At 63.8% G+C, this 15,467-nt stretch carries 14 protein-coding genes; 5 read left to right on the top strand and 9 right to left on the bottom strand.

Annotated features, from left to right (window positions below):
- Positions 1-11: 11 nt before the first annotated feature.
- The 4 genes from J1C48_RS03150 to J1C48_RS03135 form a co-directional block, all read right to left on the bottom strand.
- Positions 12-1,127: a polyamine ABC transporter substrate-binding protein gene (locus tag J1C48_RS03150; RefSeq protein ID WP_207256231.1), complete on the bottom strand. Its 1,116-nt coding sequence runs from the start codon at positions 1,125-1,127 to the stop codon at positions 12-14.
- Between the two features lie 129 nt (positions 1,128-1,256).
- Entirely contained in the window at positions 1,257-1,745 is a 489-nt protein-coding gene (locus J1C48_RS03145) for a GNAT family N-acetyltransferase (protein ID WP_231081548.1), read from the bottom strand.
- Positions 1,746-1,810: 65 nt separating this feature from the next.
- The gene (locus J1C48_RS03140; RefSeq protein ID WP_207256229.1) at positions 1,811-2,605 is read right to left on the bottom strand and encodes an aspartyl/asparaginyl beta-hydroxylase domain-containing protein; all 795 of its coding nucleotides are present in this window, start codon (positions 2,603-2,605) and stop codon (positions 1,811-1,813) included.
- 155 nt (positions 2,606-2,760) lie between these two features.
- Positions 2,761-4,182, bottom strand: coding sequence for a helix-turn-helix domain-containing protein (locus J1C48_RS03135; RefSeq protein WP_207256227.1), 1,422 nt, complete (start codon positions 4,180-4,182; stop codon positions 2,761-2,763).
- A gap of 626 nt (positions 4,183-4,808) precedes the next feature.
- Here J1C48_RS03135 and aceA point away from each other — a divergent pair.
- The gene (gene aceA, locus J1C48_RS03130) at positions 4,809-6,116 is read left to right on the top strand and encodes an isocitrate lyase (RefSeq protein WP_207256226.1); all 1,308 of its coding nucleotides are present in this window, start codon (positions 4,809-4,811) and stop codon (positions 6,114-6,116) included.
- Between the two features lie 134 nt (positions 6,117-6,250).
- Positions 6,251-6,505 (top strand): SMc00767 family acetate metabolism repressor, encoded by a 255-nt coding sequence (locus tag J1C48_RS03125; RefSeq protein ID WP_207256224.1) that lies wholly within the window; start codon positions 6,251-6,253, stop codon positions 6,503-6,505.
- A gap of 244 nt (positions 6,506-6,749) precedes the next feature.
- Here J1C48_RS03125 and irrA read toward each other — a convergent pair whose 3' ends face one another.
- Positions 6,750-7,199, bottom strand: coding sequence for an iron response transcriptional regulator IrrA (irrA, locus tag J1C48_RS03120; RefSeq protein WP_207256222.1), 450 nt, complete (start codon positions 7,197-7,199; stop codon positions 6,750-6,752).
- Positions 7,200-7,362: 163 nt separating this feature from the next.
- On the bottom strand, positions 7,363-7,839 hold the full coding sequence (locus tag J1C48_RS03115) for a hypothetical protein (RefSeq protein ID WP_207256221.1): 477 nt from the start codon (positions 7,837-7,839) through the stop codon (positions 7,363-7,365).
- A gap of 293 nt (positions 7,840-8,132) precedes the next feature.
- On the opposite strand from J1C48_RS03115, the gene fabA reads away from it, so the two are divergent.
- Genes fabA through fabI form a run of 3 tightly spaced genes read left to right on the top strand, consistent with a single transcriptional unit; the run spans position 8,133 to position 10,799 of the window.
- Positions 8,133-8,663 carry a 3-hydroxyacyl-[acyl-carrier-protein] dehydratase FabA gene (gene fabA / locus J1C48_RS03110; RefSeq protein ID WP_207256219.1) on the top strand — a complete coding sequence of 177 codons (531 nt, stop codon included), beginning with the start codon at positions 8,133-8,135 and terminating at the stop codon, positions 8,661-8,663.
- Positions 8,664-8,701: 38 nt separating this feature from the next.
- Positions 8,702-9,931: a beta-ketoacyl-ACP synthase I gene (fabB, locus tag J1C48_RS03105; protein WP_207256218.1), complete on the top strand. Its 1,230-nt coding sequence runs from the start codon at positions 8,702-8,704 to the stop codon at positions 9,929-9,931.
- 19 nt (positions 9,932-9,950) lie between these two features.
- Positions 9,951-10,799, top strand: coding sequence for an enoyl-ACP reductase FabI (fabI, locus tag J1C48_RS03100; RefSeq protein WP_207256216.1), 849 nt, complete (start codon positions 9,951-9,953; stop codon positions 10,797-10,799).
- A gap of 197 nt (positions 10,800-10,996) precedes the next feature.
- Here the strand turns inward: fabI and J1C48_RS03095 are convergent, their stop codons facing one another.
- The 3 genes from J1C48_RS03095 to J1C48_RS03085 form a co-directional block, all read right to left on the bottom strand.
- The gene (locus J1C48_RS03095) at positions 10,997-11,767 is read right to left on the bottom strand and encodes a Bax inhibitor-1/YccA family protein (RefSeq protein ID WP_207256214.1); all 771 of its coding nucleotides are present in this window, start codon (positions 11,765-11,767) and stop codon (positions 10,997-10,999) included.
- A 240-nt stretch (positions 11,768-12,007) separates the two neighbouring features.
- Positions 12,008-14,605, bottom strand: a complete 2,598-nt coding sequence (locus J1C48_RS03090; protein WP_207256213.1) for an ABC transporter permease — start codon at positions 14,603-14,605, stop codon at positions 12,008-12,010.
- On the bottom strand, positions 14,602-15,372 hold the full coding sequence (locus J1C48_RS03085; protein WP_207256211.1) for an ABC transporter ATP-binding protein: 771 nt from the start codon (positions 15,370-15,372) through the stop codon (positions 14,602-14,604). The genes J1C48_RS03090 and J1C48_RS03085 overlap by 4 nt, the downstream gene beginning before the upstream one ends.
- Positions 15,373-15,467: the final 95 nt, after the last annotated feature.

Raw genomic sequence — 15,467 nt, 5'->3', positions numbered from 1 at the left:
CATCACCCGTCCTACTGCCCGGTGACGATGCTCGTCCAAAGCCGGGTCTGCAGCCGCTGGGCCTTCGGATCCTTCGGCAAGATCGCGGTCAGACGCTTCATCGTCGCGGCGGGCGGATAGACGCCCGGATCGTCGAGAATGTCCTTGTTGACGTATTTCTTCGCCGCCAGATTGCCGCTGGCGTAATTGACCACATTGGTCGACTTGGCGATGACCTCCGGCCGCATGATGTAGTTCATGAAGGTCAGCGCGTTCCCGGGATGCGGCGCATCGGCCGGGATTGCCATGTTGTCGAGCCAGATGACAGCGCCTTCGCGCGGAATCACATATTTGATCTCGACGCCCTGTTTGGCCTCCTTGGCCCGGTCGCGCGCCTGCAGAACGTCGCCCGACCATCCGTGGGCCATGCAGATATCGCCGTTGGCGAGCGCCTGGATGTATTCGGACGAATGGAATTTGCGGATATAGGGGCGGATCTTCATCAAAAGATCCTTGACCTTGGCGAGGTCCTTGGGATCGTTGGAATTCGGATCGAGGCCGAGATAGATCAGCGCCGCCGGCACCACCTCGTCAGCGGTATCGAGCACGTAGATCCCGCAATCGGCGAGCTTGGCGGCGAGCTTTGGATCGAACAGCAGCGCCCAGGTGTCGAGCGGCTGGTCCTTGCCGAGACGCTTCTGGACCTCCTTGACGTTGAGCCCGAGGCCGGTCGTGCCCCACATATAGTCGATGGCGTATTGATTGCCGGGATCATAGACTGCGAGACGTTTCATAATCTCGGGGTCCATGTATTTCAGATTCGGCAGCTTCGCCTTGTCGAGCTTCTGAAACACCCCCGCCTTGATCTGGCGGGCGAGAAAACTGCCCGTCGGCACCACGACGTCGTAGCCGGTGCCGCCGGTGAGCAGCTTTGTCTCGACGAGTTCGTTGGAATCGAAGACGTCGTAGACGACCTTGATGCCGGTTTCCTTGGTGAAGTCGGTGAGGATCGACGTATCGATATAGTCCGACCAGTTATAGACGTTGACGACCTTGTCCTCGGCCGACGCGCCGCCCGTCGACATGGCGGCCGCGACGAAAGCGAGCCCCGCCAAAGCCTGCGCTAGAAACCTTTTGATCTGCGACATCGCCCCCGCCCCTGTCCAACATCCGTGGCGGCGAAGACCGTGGTGGTTGCCGCATTCGCAACCATAACGACAATGGATGCGCGATGCCTAGGGGCGGCAGCCAAGAAAAGCGACAAAAGCCACGCCTGCTCATTCCGGCGTCAATCGGACCATCCAGAGCGCGTCGGCGCCATAGGCTGCGAGCGCGCCCGGCGCACAGTCACAGCTCGCATCGGTAAATCCGAAGCGGCGCCAAAACGGCGCCGTGCCGTAAACCGAGATGAGACAACAGCGTGGAAAGGCGGCGCCAAGCGCCAAGAGTGCCCTGATCGCCGCCGCCGCATGACCACCGCCCCGCATGTCCGGCGCGATGGCGACGTCGTGGATGTAGAGCGCGTCGCCGAGCGGCGGCAGCGCGCCGATCAGCGTGTTCAAGGCCGGCGGATGCGGATAGCAGATCGGATGGGCGAGCGCATAGCCCGCAATCTCAGCGTCGCTCGCAAGAACGCGGCAGCCGGAGGGATAAAGCGGCAACCGCTCGGCGAAGACCGCCCGATCTTCCGGCAGATCCGGATGGATCCGGTCGGCAAGATCTGCGACCGCATCGAGATCGCCGCGCCGCATCGCACGCCAGGCCATCGCTAAAGCCGTCATATCCGTCCCGATGGTTGCGTTGCGTGCCGCCGCCAAGCGGTCGGTCGGCCTCAGCGGTGCTTCTGGCCCTCGCCGTAGAACAGCTTTTCCCACTTCTTGTGGGCCTTGTAGCCTTCGCGAATGAACGGCGTGAAGACGGCCATGTTCAGCACCGCCTTGTTGGTCACGCTGGCCGGGAAGCGGGTCGGCTTCTCGAAGTCGACGAACAGCACCACCCGCACCTTGTCGGAGTGGTTCCACGCCTCATGCTCATAGGCATCGTCGAAGATCAGCGCCTTGCCCTCTTCCCAATGGCAGGTGCGATCGTCGACCCGGATGCCGATCTTGTCCGGCTCATCCGGCACGATGAGGCCCAGATGGAAGCGCAGAACACCATTATAGGGCCCGCGATGGGGCGGCAGATGCTTGCCCGGCTCGAAGATCGAGAACATCGCCGACTTCAGGCCGGGGATGTTCTGCAGGATGCGCCAGGTTTCCGGGCACTGGGCGATAGCGTTCTCGGAGGTGATGCCGTAGCCGCAAAGGAAGAATGTCTTCCAACTGTTGTCGGATGAGATCGAGCGCACCTCCGAGGAGATCTCATGGAAAGCCGGCAATTCGCCCTTGCGCACCAGAACCTTATCGAGTTCGGCACGGATCAGGTGCCATTCGGACTCGATCGCGCGCGCCCAGGGAAAATCGTCGGTCTCGAACACCGGCGGATTGCCGACGGATGAGTATTTGAGGTTCAGCGCCTCGGCCCCGTCGACGAGCTTCTGGATGGTGCGCGCGGCAAATCCCGCGCGCGTCATCGTGTCTTCGAGGCCCGTGGTCTTGAGTTTCTGCTGACTGACGCTCTTGTCCATGTTTTACGCTTTACCTCACATTCAGCGGTCGACCGGCAGACCGGAACGGGCCCGCGCCAGCCAAGCCTTCCCGCCATTGCGAGCAGGATCATGACGATTCGATGACAGGATGGTCCCTCGGACGAAGACTCTGCGCTGCGGATTTGGACCTGCCGTCACTGGAAGTCAAACGCCGAGAGACCGGTGACCATTTCGTCAAGGCCGAGCGGGCGGGTCAGCGGCGGCTCGGCGCGGGCGAGACACCCCTGACGCTCGCACAGCCGGCAGGCCGGTCCGATCTTCAAAACCGTCGATTTTTCACCGAGATGGCGGCCATATACCGTGTCGTCGCTAAAGCCGATATCGCAACCGATCAAAATCGCCGTGCGCCGCGGCCGCTCCTCGAAGCCGGCGCCTAACCCTTCGAGAGTGCGGGCGATCAGCAAAAATTCCGCGCCGTCCGGCATTTCCGCCCGCTCGACGATGATCTGGCCCGGCTGAGCGAAAGCGGCATGGATCGGCAGCTTCGGACACCCGCCGCCAAAGCGCTGGAGCGGAAAGCCGCGCGCGCCGGCGCGGCGGAACCGATTGCCGGCATTGTCGACCTCCAACATGAAAAACGGCACGCCCGGCGCACCTTGGCGCTGCAACATGGTCAGGCGATTCGCTGCATGCTCGAACGAGACCTGGAACCGGCTCTTCAGAACATCGACGTCATAGGCTGCCCGTTCGGCCGCGGCCTGAAAGGCCGTGTAGGGCATCATCAGAGCGTGGGCGGCGTAGCGCAGCAGTTCGAAGCGGGCGAGCCGGCGCGCCTCATCCGTCGCGAAGGTGAAGGTCCGGCTTTCGGCGTCGGTCTCAGCTCCGATCGCGAGTTGGCAGACCTCCATCGCCGTCTCGCGGATCCGATCGGCGGTCGACAGCCGCTCGGACAGAAACAGCCGCCGCGAGTGACGGTCGAAGCGGCGGCGCCAAAGCGGCATGGCCTGCAGCGGCAGAACCCGCACCGAAACGTCGTGCTGCTTGCGCAGCCACACCCGCATCGCGCCGAAGAGGTCGTCGCCCGGCGCCAGCGCCTGGTGCAAAGCCTCGGCCGCGGTCTCGATCGCGGCGAAGAAATTCGGCCGCATCTCGAAAACCTCATGGACCTCGTCGATCGGCAGACGGGCGCCGGCCGAGCCGAGCATGCGACCCTCGCGAGCCAGAAGCTGGGAGAGATCGGTCAACCGCGCCTGCTGCTCGCGATAGGCCCGATAGAGCTTGGAGACGCCGGCCGCAGCGTTCGGCGCAGCGTCGGCGAGTTCGACAAGCTCCTGATCGCCCGGCAGTTCGCCGGACAACAGCGGATCGGAGAAAATCGCCTTCAACTCCGAAAACACGCCCTCCTGCCGCCCGCCCTGCAGATCGGCAAGATCGACTTGATAGGTCTCGGAAAGCTTGAGCAGAAGCTGGACCGTCAGCGGCCGCTGATTGCGCTCGATCAGGTTGAGATAGGACGGCGAGATGCCGAGTTCCTCGGCCATCGCCGTCTGGGTCAATCCCAGGCCGTTGCGAATGCGGCGAATGCGCGGACCGGCAAAGATCTTGTTCTCGGCCATGGCGCTAGCTCGTCACGCGGCAGGCGGCCGGACCAAGCGCCCATGCGCGACAAACGGCCCGGGGGCTGCGCGCCGGCCGATCGATTAGGGGGTCAGCGGGGTGCCGCCCTTGCGCGCGCAGGCCGGGCCCGGACCGCGCATGTAATAGCGCTCCGGCCGGTAGCTTGGCCGCAGAAATTCGGCCACTGCCCTCATCATGGACATCATCACCGTGCCTGACATGACACCCTCGCAGGATCCCAGTCCCGTCCCTCTCATAGAAGCACGACAATAGCGCCTGAACCTTGCGAAAGTGCAAACGAATTGAGGCATTTAGGATCATTTGCAACAATCTCCGATCGCGGCGTCCATCCCAGGCGCAGACACTGCAGAACGATCGCCGGCAAAAGCGACGCCGAGCCGCCGCTTCAGCGAGGCTCAAACACGCGAGAAGACTTTACATTTTTTACAGATTTACAAATTCGGGCTGTAAAAGGCAAGACATCGCAACCCGAAATCTCGACCCAAAACCGCCACCCGCTCTTCGCCGATCGCTCTGCAAGTGGCAATTTCCCTGCACCGGCGGCGCTGTGGCGTGAACCTGTCTCGGCCCCGTCGACGCTGCGACACGAATGGAGGGTTCCATCATGACCGATTTTTACAATCTTGTTCCGTCGGCGCCGGACGGCCGTTACGACAATATCGACCGCCCCTACAGCGTCGCCGACGTGCAGCGCCTGCGCGGCTCGGTGCAGATTAAGCACACCCTCGCAGAAAACGGCGCCAACCGGCTGTGGCAGCTGATCCATTCGGAAGATTTCGTCAATTCGCTCGGTGCCATGACCGGCAATCAGGCGATGCAGCAGGTTCGCGCCGGCCTCAAGGCAATTTACCTCTCCGGCTGGCAGGTCGCCGCCGACAGCAACACCGCCTCGGCGATGTATCCCGACCAGTCGCTCTATCCGGCCAATGCCGGCCCGGAACTCTGCCGCCGGATCAACCGGACGCTCCAGCGCGCCGACCAGATCGAGACCGCCGAGGGCAACGGGCTCTCCGTCGACACCTGGTTCGCGCCGATCGTCGCCGATGCCGAAGCCGGCTTCGGCGGCCCGCTGAACGCCTATGAGCTGATGAAGGCCTATATCGAGGCGGGCGCCGCCGGCATCCATTTCGAGGATCAGCTGGCGTCGGAAAAGAAGTGCGGCCATCTCGGCGGCAAGGTGCTGATCCCCACCCAGGCCCACATCCGCAACCTCACCGCCGCGCGCCTGGCCGCCGACGTGATGGGCGTGCCGTCGCTGGTCGTCGCCCGCACCGATGCGGAAGCCGCCAAGCTCCTGACCTCGGACATCGACGAGCGCGATCAGCCTTTCGTCGACTACGACGCCGGCCGCACGCCGGAGGGCTTTTACCGCGTGAAGAATGGGCTGGAGCCCTGCATCGCCCGAGCGATCGCCTATGCGCCCTATTCGGATCTGATCTGGTGCGAGACCTCCAAGCCGGATCTCGATCAGGCGCGGCGCTTTGCCGAGGCGGTGAAGAAGGAGCATCCGAACCAGCTGCTCGCCTATAATTGCTCGCCATCCTTCAATTGGCGAAAGAACCTCGACGAGGCGACGATTGCCAAGTTCCAGCGCGAACTCGGCGCGATGGGCTACAAGTTCCAGTTCATCACCCTCGCCGGCTTCCACCAGCTGAACTACGGCATGTTCGAGCTCGCGCGCGGCTACAAGGACCGGCAGATGGCGGCCTATTCGGAGCTGCAGCAGGCCGAATTCGACGCGGAATCCAATGGCTACACCGCTACCAAGCATCAGCGCGAGGTCGGCACCGGCTATTTCGACGCCGTCTCGATGGCGATCACCGGCGGCCTGTCCTCGACGACGGCCATGGGCGAATCCACCGAGAGCGCCCAGTTCAAGGCGGAAACCCGGCTCAACGTCGCCGCCGAGTGACACCGACGCCGGGCGCGCCGCGATCGACGCCAGCGCCCGGCTCGTCATCAATATCGATTGCCGCCCAGCGGCCAGCAGCATCGGCGCGTCCTAGCTTAAAGGTCAGCCGCCGGTTTCTTCAAGGGAGATAGACCATGAGTGCAGTTGCCAACGATCTTCCCCGCACCCGCGTCAAGGAACGGGCCGAGGAGCAGGCCTCGGCGATGGACGAGACGCAGCAGAGCGCCATCCGGATGCTCGCCAATGACCTGCATCGCCTCAACCAATCGGTGATGAAGGCGGTCGAGGCCGGCGTCTCGGTCGAGCTGGTGCGCTCGGCCCGGCATCACGGCGGCAACGGCAACTGGGGCGACCTTCTGATCCCGGTGGTCCTGAAGAGCGAAATCTGACCCAACGCGCCAGACTTCGCGGGGACCACCACGTCGGTCGACGATCGGTCCCGCTTTATCCGGTGCGACACCGGCGCTTGGGCAGATGAGTCAAACTTTGCCTCACCCCGGCGGCGATGGTAAAGTCCGAAATGAAAACCCCGGCGCGGCGTCCGCACCGGGGTTTTTTCTCAAGAGCGGTCAGGAACAAGCGCCCGTAACGCGCCCGCCGGTCTCGCCGCATCAGCGGCTCCGGCTTCCGATGTCAGTTGCTCTCGCGCCGCGCCACGCCATCCTTGCGCCGCAACCGCACGACGATGTCGACATTGACGATTTCCATGCCCTCCGGCGGCTCAGGCAATTCGCCGAGTTTCAGCGTGCCGGTCGGGATATCGACCATCGCGTTGTCTTCCTCGATGAAGAAGTGATGGTGGTCGGAGGTGTTGGTGTCGAAATAGGTTCGCTGACCTTCGGCCGAGAGCGGCCGCACCAAGCCAGCATCGGTAAACTGATGCAGCGTATTGTAGACGGTCGCGAGCGACACCGCCTCTCCCGCCTTATGCGCTTCCTCAAACAGCTCTTCGGCCGACAGATGCCGATCGCCCGAGCCGAACATCAGATTGCACAGGGCAACGCGCTGCCGAGTCGGCCGAAGCCCCACCGAGCGAAGCCGTTCGAACACGCAAAAGCCTTGAGTCCGGGTCTGCTTTTCCATTCCTGAAAATGCCACTGTCCGTATTTCCATTACCCCAACACCGTTCCGGCGCTGACCATATTCAGATTGCCCCATAGCACAGACTCTGCCTGTAAGCATCAAAAATTAGGGATATTCCTGATAAGGAATGTCATCTTTTTGATAGTGGCGTCAAGCCCTGCCCTCACCCCAGACCCGGGCAAGCCTCAATCAGCCGGTCCAGCGCCTTCGCCGAGCCGGAGAGCGGCAGCCCATAGCGCCCGGCCGGGGTGGAGATTTCTGCCTTGCGCCCCCGGCGGATCGCATCGACAATGTTTTTTGCCTCGGCCCCGGCAAGCGTCACCGACAGCACCGAGCCGGGTGCCCCACGCCGGGTGCCGGGCCTTGTCCGAAGCCGGCGCGCGGTGCCGTCCACATCCAGGACGACCGTGTAGCCGAGCCCAGCCTCAAGCCGTTCCGGAAAGCCGAAAACGCTCATCGCCAGTTCGCCGTTTCGGCAGCTCAGTGTGATTCCATTGAAATCGCCATCGACCCAGAGGCCAGCCTCGCCCCCGGCATAACGCCAGCTCGCCGCCGCACCGGGCGCGGCAAATGTCACGAGCGTGGCAAAGCCGACGATCGAACCAAGGAGACAGCGGGCGCGAAACGAAGCCGAAGACATGGCGATCCTTTTCGAGGTCAAGTGCGCTTTCCGCAAGGCGTTTGGCGACAACCCGGTGGCGCGTCACGCAAAAGGTCGCGCCACGCTCTTTAAAATGCCGGCCGCGGCCCACATTTGCACTGGGCGGCCCAAGGCCGAAAGCGCGTCATCACCGTCAGTTTGGCGTGGGAGCCGGCGCAAAACTGTGGCAATGCCACCCAGGCGGTTTTCAGTCTCGTGCCGGACATGCTATGGCGCACACGAATCTGGCCCCAGCGGGCCGGCGGGATAGACATGGCGGATATTCGACAGCGATGACAGCACGCAAATCCTCTTTCGACTACGACGACCTCCTTGCCTGTGGTCGCGGCGAGTTGTTCGGAGCCGGCAATGCGCAGCTGCCCCTTCCGCCCATGCTGATGTTCGATCGCATCACCAATGTCGACGAGAAGGGTGGCGAAAACGGCAAGGGTGGCATCACCGCCGAATTCGACGTCAATCCGGATCTCTGGTTCTTCCAGTGCCACTTCCAGGGCGACCCGGTGATGCCGGGTTGTCTTGGCCTCGACGCCCTGTGGCAGCTGACCGGCTTCTTTCTTGGTTGGCTCGGCGAGCGCGGCAAGGGCCGCGCGCTGGGCGTCGGCGAAGTCAAGTTTACCGGCCAGGTGACCCCGAAGGTCAAGCACGTCGAATACGGCGTCGACTTCCGCCGCGTGATCCGATCCAAGCTCAAGCTGGGCATCGCCAATGGTTGGGTGAAGGCCGACGGCGAGCTGATCTATCGGGCCAACGACCTCAGGGTCGGCCTGTTCATTGAAGGCGAGGCCGACGCGGCCCTCGCCTGAGACGGATCAAAAAAGGCACCAGAAGAGGACGTCTGCGGATGAGACGGGTCGTCGTGACGGGCATGGGCATCGTGTCTCCCATCGGTAACGATGTGGAAGAGGTCGCACGGTCTTTGAAGGACGCCCGCTCGGGCATCTCCTTTGCCGAAGAATATAAGGAGCTCGGCTTCCGCAGCCATATTCACGGCAAGCCGACCCTTGACCCCTCGACCGTCCTCGACCGTCGCGCCATGCGCTTTCACGGCGGCGGAACGGCGTGGAACCACGTCGCCATGGATCAGGCGATCAAGGATGCCGGCCTGAACGGGGCCGAGGTCTCCCACGAGCGCACCGGCATCGTCATGGGCTCCGGCGGCTCCTCGACCATCTCGATCGTCCAGGCGGCCGATATCACCCGCGAGAAGGGACCGAAGCGGATCGGCCCGACGGTGGTGCCGAAAGCGATGGCCTCGACCGCCTCGGCGACCCTCGCCACCTGGTTCAAGATCAAGGGGATCAACTATTCGATCTCCTCCGCCTGCTCGACCTCCAGCCACTGCATCGGCAACGCCGCCGAGCAGATCATGCTCGGCAAGCAGGACATTATGTTCGCCGGCGGCTGCGAAGACCTCAACTGGTCGCTCTCCAACCTGTTCGATGCGATGGGCGCGCTCTCCTCCAATTTCAACGAGACGCCCGCCGTGGCTTCGCGCGCCTATGACAAGAACCGCGACGGCTTCGTCATCGCCGGGGGCGCCGGCGTGCTGGTACTCGAGGCGTATGAGCGGGCAAAGGCCCGCGGCGCGACGATCTACGGCGAGCTCGTCGGTTATGCCGCGACCTCCGACGGCGCCGACATGGTCGCGCCCTCGGGCGAAGGCGCCGTGCGCTGCATGCGTCAGGCACTCGCCGGCTTCTCCGGCAATCTCAATGGCACGGTCGACTACATCAACCCCCATGCGACAGCGACACCCGTCGGCGATCGGGTGGAAATCCAGGCGATCCGCGAGGTCTTCGGCGATGCGATCCCGCCAATTTCAGGCACCAAGTCGCTGACCGGACACAGCCAAGGGGCGACAGGCGTGCATGAAGCGATCTATTCGCTGTTGATGATGCGTGACAACTTCATTGCCAAGAGCGCGCATATCGACGATCTCGATCCCGAGTTCGAAGGTCTGCCAATCGTTCGCGAGCGGCGCGACGCCGTCAAACTTGACCGTATCTTGTCCAATTCGTTCGGTTTTGGCGGCACCAATGCTTGCCTTGTCTTCCAGCGCGTCACGGACTGAAGAAAAGAAAGAGACCGCCATGGGCGATCTGATGAAAGGCAAGCGCGGGCTCGTGATGGGCGTCGCCAACCATAACTCGATCGCCTGGGGTGCGGCCAAAGCCCTGGCCGACAACGGCGCGGAGGTTGCCCTCACCTATCAGGGCGAAGCGTTCGGACGGCGCGTCAAGCCGCTGGCCGAGGAAATCGGCTCCAAGCTGGTCATTCCTTGCGATGTCGAGGACGCCGCTTCGCTCGACGCGGTCTTCGAGACGCTGAAGGACGAATGGGGCTCGATCGACTTCGTGCTCCACGCCATCGCCTTTTCCGACAAGAACGAGCTGAAGGGCCTCTACGCCGATACGACGCGCGAAAACTTCGTGCGCACCATGGTGATCTCCTGCTTCTCCTTCACCGAGGTCGCCAAGCGCGCCGCGGCGATCATGGAGAATGGCGGCTCGATGGTCACCATGAGCTACGGCGGCGCCGTCCGCGTGATGCCGAACTACAACGTCATGGGCGTCGCGAAAGCCGCACTGGAAGCTTCGGTGCGCTATCTCGCGGCGGATTTCGGCCCACGCAACATCCGCGTCAACGCCATCTCGGCGGGCCCGGTGCGCACGCTCGCCGGTGCCGGCGTGTCCGACGCGCGGCTGATGTTCAACTATCAGCGCCGCAACGCCCCCATGCGGCGTAACACCACGATCCAAGAGGTCGGCGGCGCGGTGCTTTATCTGATGTCCGAGCTCGCCAATGGCGTCACCGGCGAAATCCATTATGTGGATTCGGGCTACAACGTTGTCTCGATGCCGGCGCTGGACGAATTGAAGGCGCAAGAGCATCGCAAGATGATGATCGAGGGTGGCGGCGACGACCCAAGCGAGAGCTGAGCGACAGAGATCGGCTCAAAGCCGTCGGGCGCATCAGCGGCTCGGCCGAGCCGCGTTACCCCTACCGGGGCGGATCGCATCGAACGATCATCCAGGCTGTCGCGCCCAAGCCAGACATTCATCCATCATCCTACGATGATACAAAAAGGGCGGCCCATCGGACCGCCCTTTTGCATGTCTGAATGTTCTTTCCGCGATCAGTCACGATTGCCGAAGAGCTGCAGCAGGAAGAGGAACATGTTGATGAAGTCGAGATAGAGACGCAACGCGCCCATCACGGCCTTGCGCCCCATGACCGCCGAACCGTCACCTTCGTAATACATCTCCTTGATCTGCTGGGTGTCGTAGGCGGTGAGGCCCGCGAAAACCAGGACGCCGATGACCGAGACCGCGAAGTGCAGGGCACTGGACGCGAGGAAGATGTTGACGATCGAGGCGAGGATAATGCCGATCACGCCCATGAACAGGAACGAGCCCCAGCCCGAAATGTCGCGCTTGGTGGTGTAGCCCCACAGCGACAGCGCGCCGAAGGCGGCGGCGGTGATGAAGAACACCTGGGTGATCGATTCCTGAGTGTAGACGAGGAAGATCGTCGACAGCGACAGGCCGACCATGCCGGCATAGGCCCAGAAGGTGGCCTGCGCCGCCTGGACGCTCATCTTGTGCACCCGGAACGACAGGAAGAACACCATCGCAAGGGGAGCAAGCATCAGAACCCACTTCAGCGGCGAGACGAAGACCGTGTAGCCGAGATCGGTGAGGAAGAGGTCCGGCCGGACCTGGTAGGCCGTCGGCTCCGTAGTCACCGACATGGCGTAGAGCGCGTAAGCCGCGATGCCGGTCAGCGCGAGGCCGCCCGCCATCAGATTGTAGACCTTCAGCATGTAATTGCGAAGGCCGACGTCGATATCCGTCCGGGCACCGGCAGCGGGCACGGACCGCATACTGGCATTCCGATAATCAGCCATGAATCGATTTCCTTTCTGCGTGTCCCGTCCGGTGTCCGCGTCGCGCCGTTTCGAGCCGGACGTGGAGGCGCCGCTGGCGGGACGCCCAGCAGTCCTACCACCAATATGCGGATTGAGCGGTTGCGGCACAAGAGCATCCGCCCTGCCTGACAAGGATTTCACCTCGCGCGGCGCTGACTTCGCCGTGAATTGTGTTAACGCCGGCTTCCGTTTGCCAGCCGCCAGTCGCGCCGTTGCCGGTCAAAGGTTTCGCAGGACCGGCGCTGCCTTCTGGCCGAGAATGCGCCAAGTTCCCGCAAGACCGAAGCCGACGGTCAGAAGCAGCGACACGACGAGCGTCGTCAGCGCCACCGTCCAGCTGAACACCCAGGGCAGCTTCATGATGGTATCGACGACAAAGAACGAGGCCGCCGCGCCTGCCGCAATGGCGAAAACCCCAGTGGCGATTCCCAGAAGCAGATATTCGGTGGCAAAGGCTTTGATCAGTGTGATCCGCGTCGCGCCCAGCGTCTTCAGCACCACCGCGTCATGCATCCGGCCGCGATTGCCGGCGGCCAGCGCGCCGGCCAGCACCAGCACCGAGGAAATCAGCGCCACTGCGGCGGCGACGCGGATCGCCAAGGCAAGCTGAGCAATCAGCTTGTTGACTTCGCTCAGCGCCTCTTTGACGCGGACACTGGTGACCGCCGGGAAAGCGTTGGTGATGCCGTTGACCACCGCCTTTTCCGCCGCCTCGCTGTCGCTCTTGATCGACAGGGTCGCCAGCCAGGAATGCGGCGCCCCGGCGAAAGCGTCGGGCGAGAACACCATGATGAAGTTGATGCCGAGATTTTCCCACTCGATGGTGCGGAAATTGGCAATCCGGGCGGTGATGTTGCGGCCGAGCACGTTGACGGTCAGTGTGTCGCCGATCTTCAGGCCCAGTTCGCTGCCCTCCTCCGCCGCGAAGGAGACCAGCGGCTCGCCGGCATAGTTCTTTGGCCACCACTGGCCCTCGGTCACAGTGGAGTTTTCCGGAACGGTGCCGGAATAGGTGATGCCGCGATCGCCGCGCAGCACCCAGCCGCCCTTGGCCGGGGCTTTGATCTTGCCGACGTCGGTGCCATTCAGCTTGACGATTCGACCGCGCAGCATCGGAACGGCGTTGAGTTTTGAGCCCGGCGCCAGCGCCTCGACCTTCTGGCGAAACGGCGTGATCTCACGGGATTGGATGTCGAGGAAGAAGAAGTCCGGCGCCCGGTTGGCAAGGCCCATTCCGATCTCACGGCGAAGATCGAAATCGATGGTCGCGAGCGTCACAAGTAAGGTCAGGCCGAGCCCAAGCGACAAGACGACGGACGGCGTCAGCGCGCCGGGCCGATGGATATTGCCGATCGCGAGGCGCAGGGAGGTGGAGCGGACGCGCGGCGCGCGGCGCGCCAGCGCGGCAATCCCGGCTGCGACGACGCGCAGGATGAGAAAGGCCGCCGCCGTCCCACCAAGGAAGATCAGCGCCACCGTCTTGTCGCTCGCCATCAGCAGCGCCAGGCCGGAGATCGCCAGGGCCAGAGCGATCGCCGCGCCCAAATAGGCCCAGCGCATCGGCGCACCGCCGCTGCCGCCGGCCTCGCGGAACAGCGCCGTCGCCGGCACGTCGCGGGTTCGCCCCAGCGGAATCAGCGCGAAGGCGAGCGCGGTGAGGAAGCCGAAGGCGGCGGCCAGCACGAGCGGCCCCGGATAGACCGACGCTTCGGCGGGAACCGAAATCACCCCTTCGAGGAACCGCGCGGTCAAAAACGGCGCGACAGCGCCGAGAACCAGCCCGAGCAAGACGCCAAGCGTCGCGAGCCCCATGATCTGGATGAGATAGACGGTGACGACGAAGCGTCCGCCCGCACCGAGACTCTTGAAGGTGGCGATCACCCCGCGCTTGGAATCGAGATAGGCGCGCACCGCATTGGCGACCCCGACGCCGCCGACGATCAGCGCCGTCAGCCCGACCAGCGTCAAGAATTGCGAGAAGCGGCCGATATTGCGCTGAAGCGCCGGCGAGGCATCTCGCGAGGTGCGGATCTGAAAGCCGGATTGCGGAAACTTCGCATTGGTCTCGTCTTCGGCGACCGAAGCCCGTTTGCCGGGCGGCAGCTTGAGCTTGTAGTGATAGCCGATCAGGCTGCCGGGTTGGATTAGGCCGCTCGCCTTCAGCGCCGCCTCCGAGATCATCAGCCGCGGCGCAAGCGCAAAGCCATCGCCGATCAGATCCGGCTCGCGGTCGAGGACACCGGTGAGCGTCAGCGTCAGATCGCCGAGCTTCACGGTGTCGCCCGGCTTCAGACCGAGCCGATCGTAGAGCCCCTGGGCAGCGATCGCGCCATATCCGTCGCCGGTCTTGGCGAGCAGCGTCGTCAGCGGCCTTTTCGGCGTCGTGCCCACCGACCCATAGAGCGGATAGGCCTTGTCGACGGCTTTCACCTCGGCGAGCGACTGGTCGCTACCGTCCATAAGCCGGACCATCGAGCGCAGCGACTGGGTCTGCGAGAGTTCGCCAAGCCCGTTGAGGAAGCTCAGCTCCTCGGCCGTTGCCGGCCGTTGCACCAAGGCGAGGCGCAGGTCACCGCCAAGAATCGCCTTGCCCTCGCGGGTGACGCCGTCGGACATCATCGCGGCGACCGAGTTGACCGCCGCGATCGCCCCGACGCCGATCGTGATGCAAGCCAGAAAAATGTAAAAGCCCGAGAGCCCGCCGCGCATCTCGCGCAAGGCGAAACGCAGCGCCAATCGCAGCTGCGCCACCCGGTCGAGCGGCTCATTCTGACGTTTGCCGTTGAGAACGGCGATCTCGCCCGTCGCGACACTCATCGCGCGGCCTGGGTGATCGGCTCGACGAGCCGCGCGGCGCCATCGGCGCCGCGCTCCCCGGCCGGCGACTGGACCGAAGCGCTCCGGCGGGCGCCGTCGTCATGAATGACGCCGGCGCGCACGGCGATGGTGCGGCCGCAGCGCTCGGCGAGCGTCGGATCATGGGTCACGAGCACCAAGGTCATCTGACGGCGCTGCTGCTCGGCAAACAGGAGATCAGCAACCTGCCGCCCGGTCTCCTGGTCGAGATTGCCGGTCGGCTCGTCGGCGATCAGGATCGCCGGCTCCGGCGCCAGCGCCCGCGCCATCGCGACGCGCTGCTGCTCGCCGCCGGAGAGCTCCCCGGGATAATGCGTCGCGCGATCTTTCAGCCCGACATTGCCAAGCTCGCGTTCGGCACGCGCGAATGCGTCAGGCATGCCGGCCAGTTCCAACGGCACGGCGACATTTTCCAGCGCCGTCATGTTCGGGATCAGATGGAAGGATTGGAAGACGATGCCGACATTGCGACCGCGAAAGGCCGCCAACTGGTCCTCGCTCATCGGGCGCAGCGGCGTGCCGGCGATTTCGACCAGGCCTTCGTCGGCCCGCTCCAGTCCGGCGAGCACCATCAACAACGTCGATTTGCCGGAGCCCGATGGCCCGACGATGCCGACGGATTCGCCGCGATCGACCGCCAAGTCGACGCCCTTCAGCACATGCACGGTCGATCGGCCGGATCCGAGGGTCAGGTGAACGTTTCGCAGTCGGATTGCCGTTTCCGCCAAGGTCGTCCCTTCCTATCTGATGGTCGCACATGTTTGCGGGTCCAACCATTCGATCCGTGCGGTGGCTCGGCCGGTCCGGGTGCGGATATGGGTGA

This window comes from Jiella flava (assembly GCF_017349315.1).
Lineage (GTDB): Bacteria > Pseudomonadota > Alphaproteobacteria > Rhizobiales > Rhizobiaceae > Jiella > Jiella flava.
The sequence above is the reverse complement of the archived record's forward strand: the minus strand, read 5'-3'. Positions and strand labels throughout refer to the sequence as shown.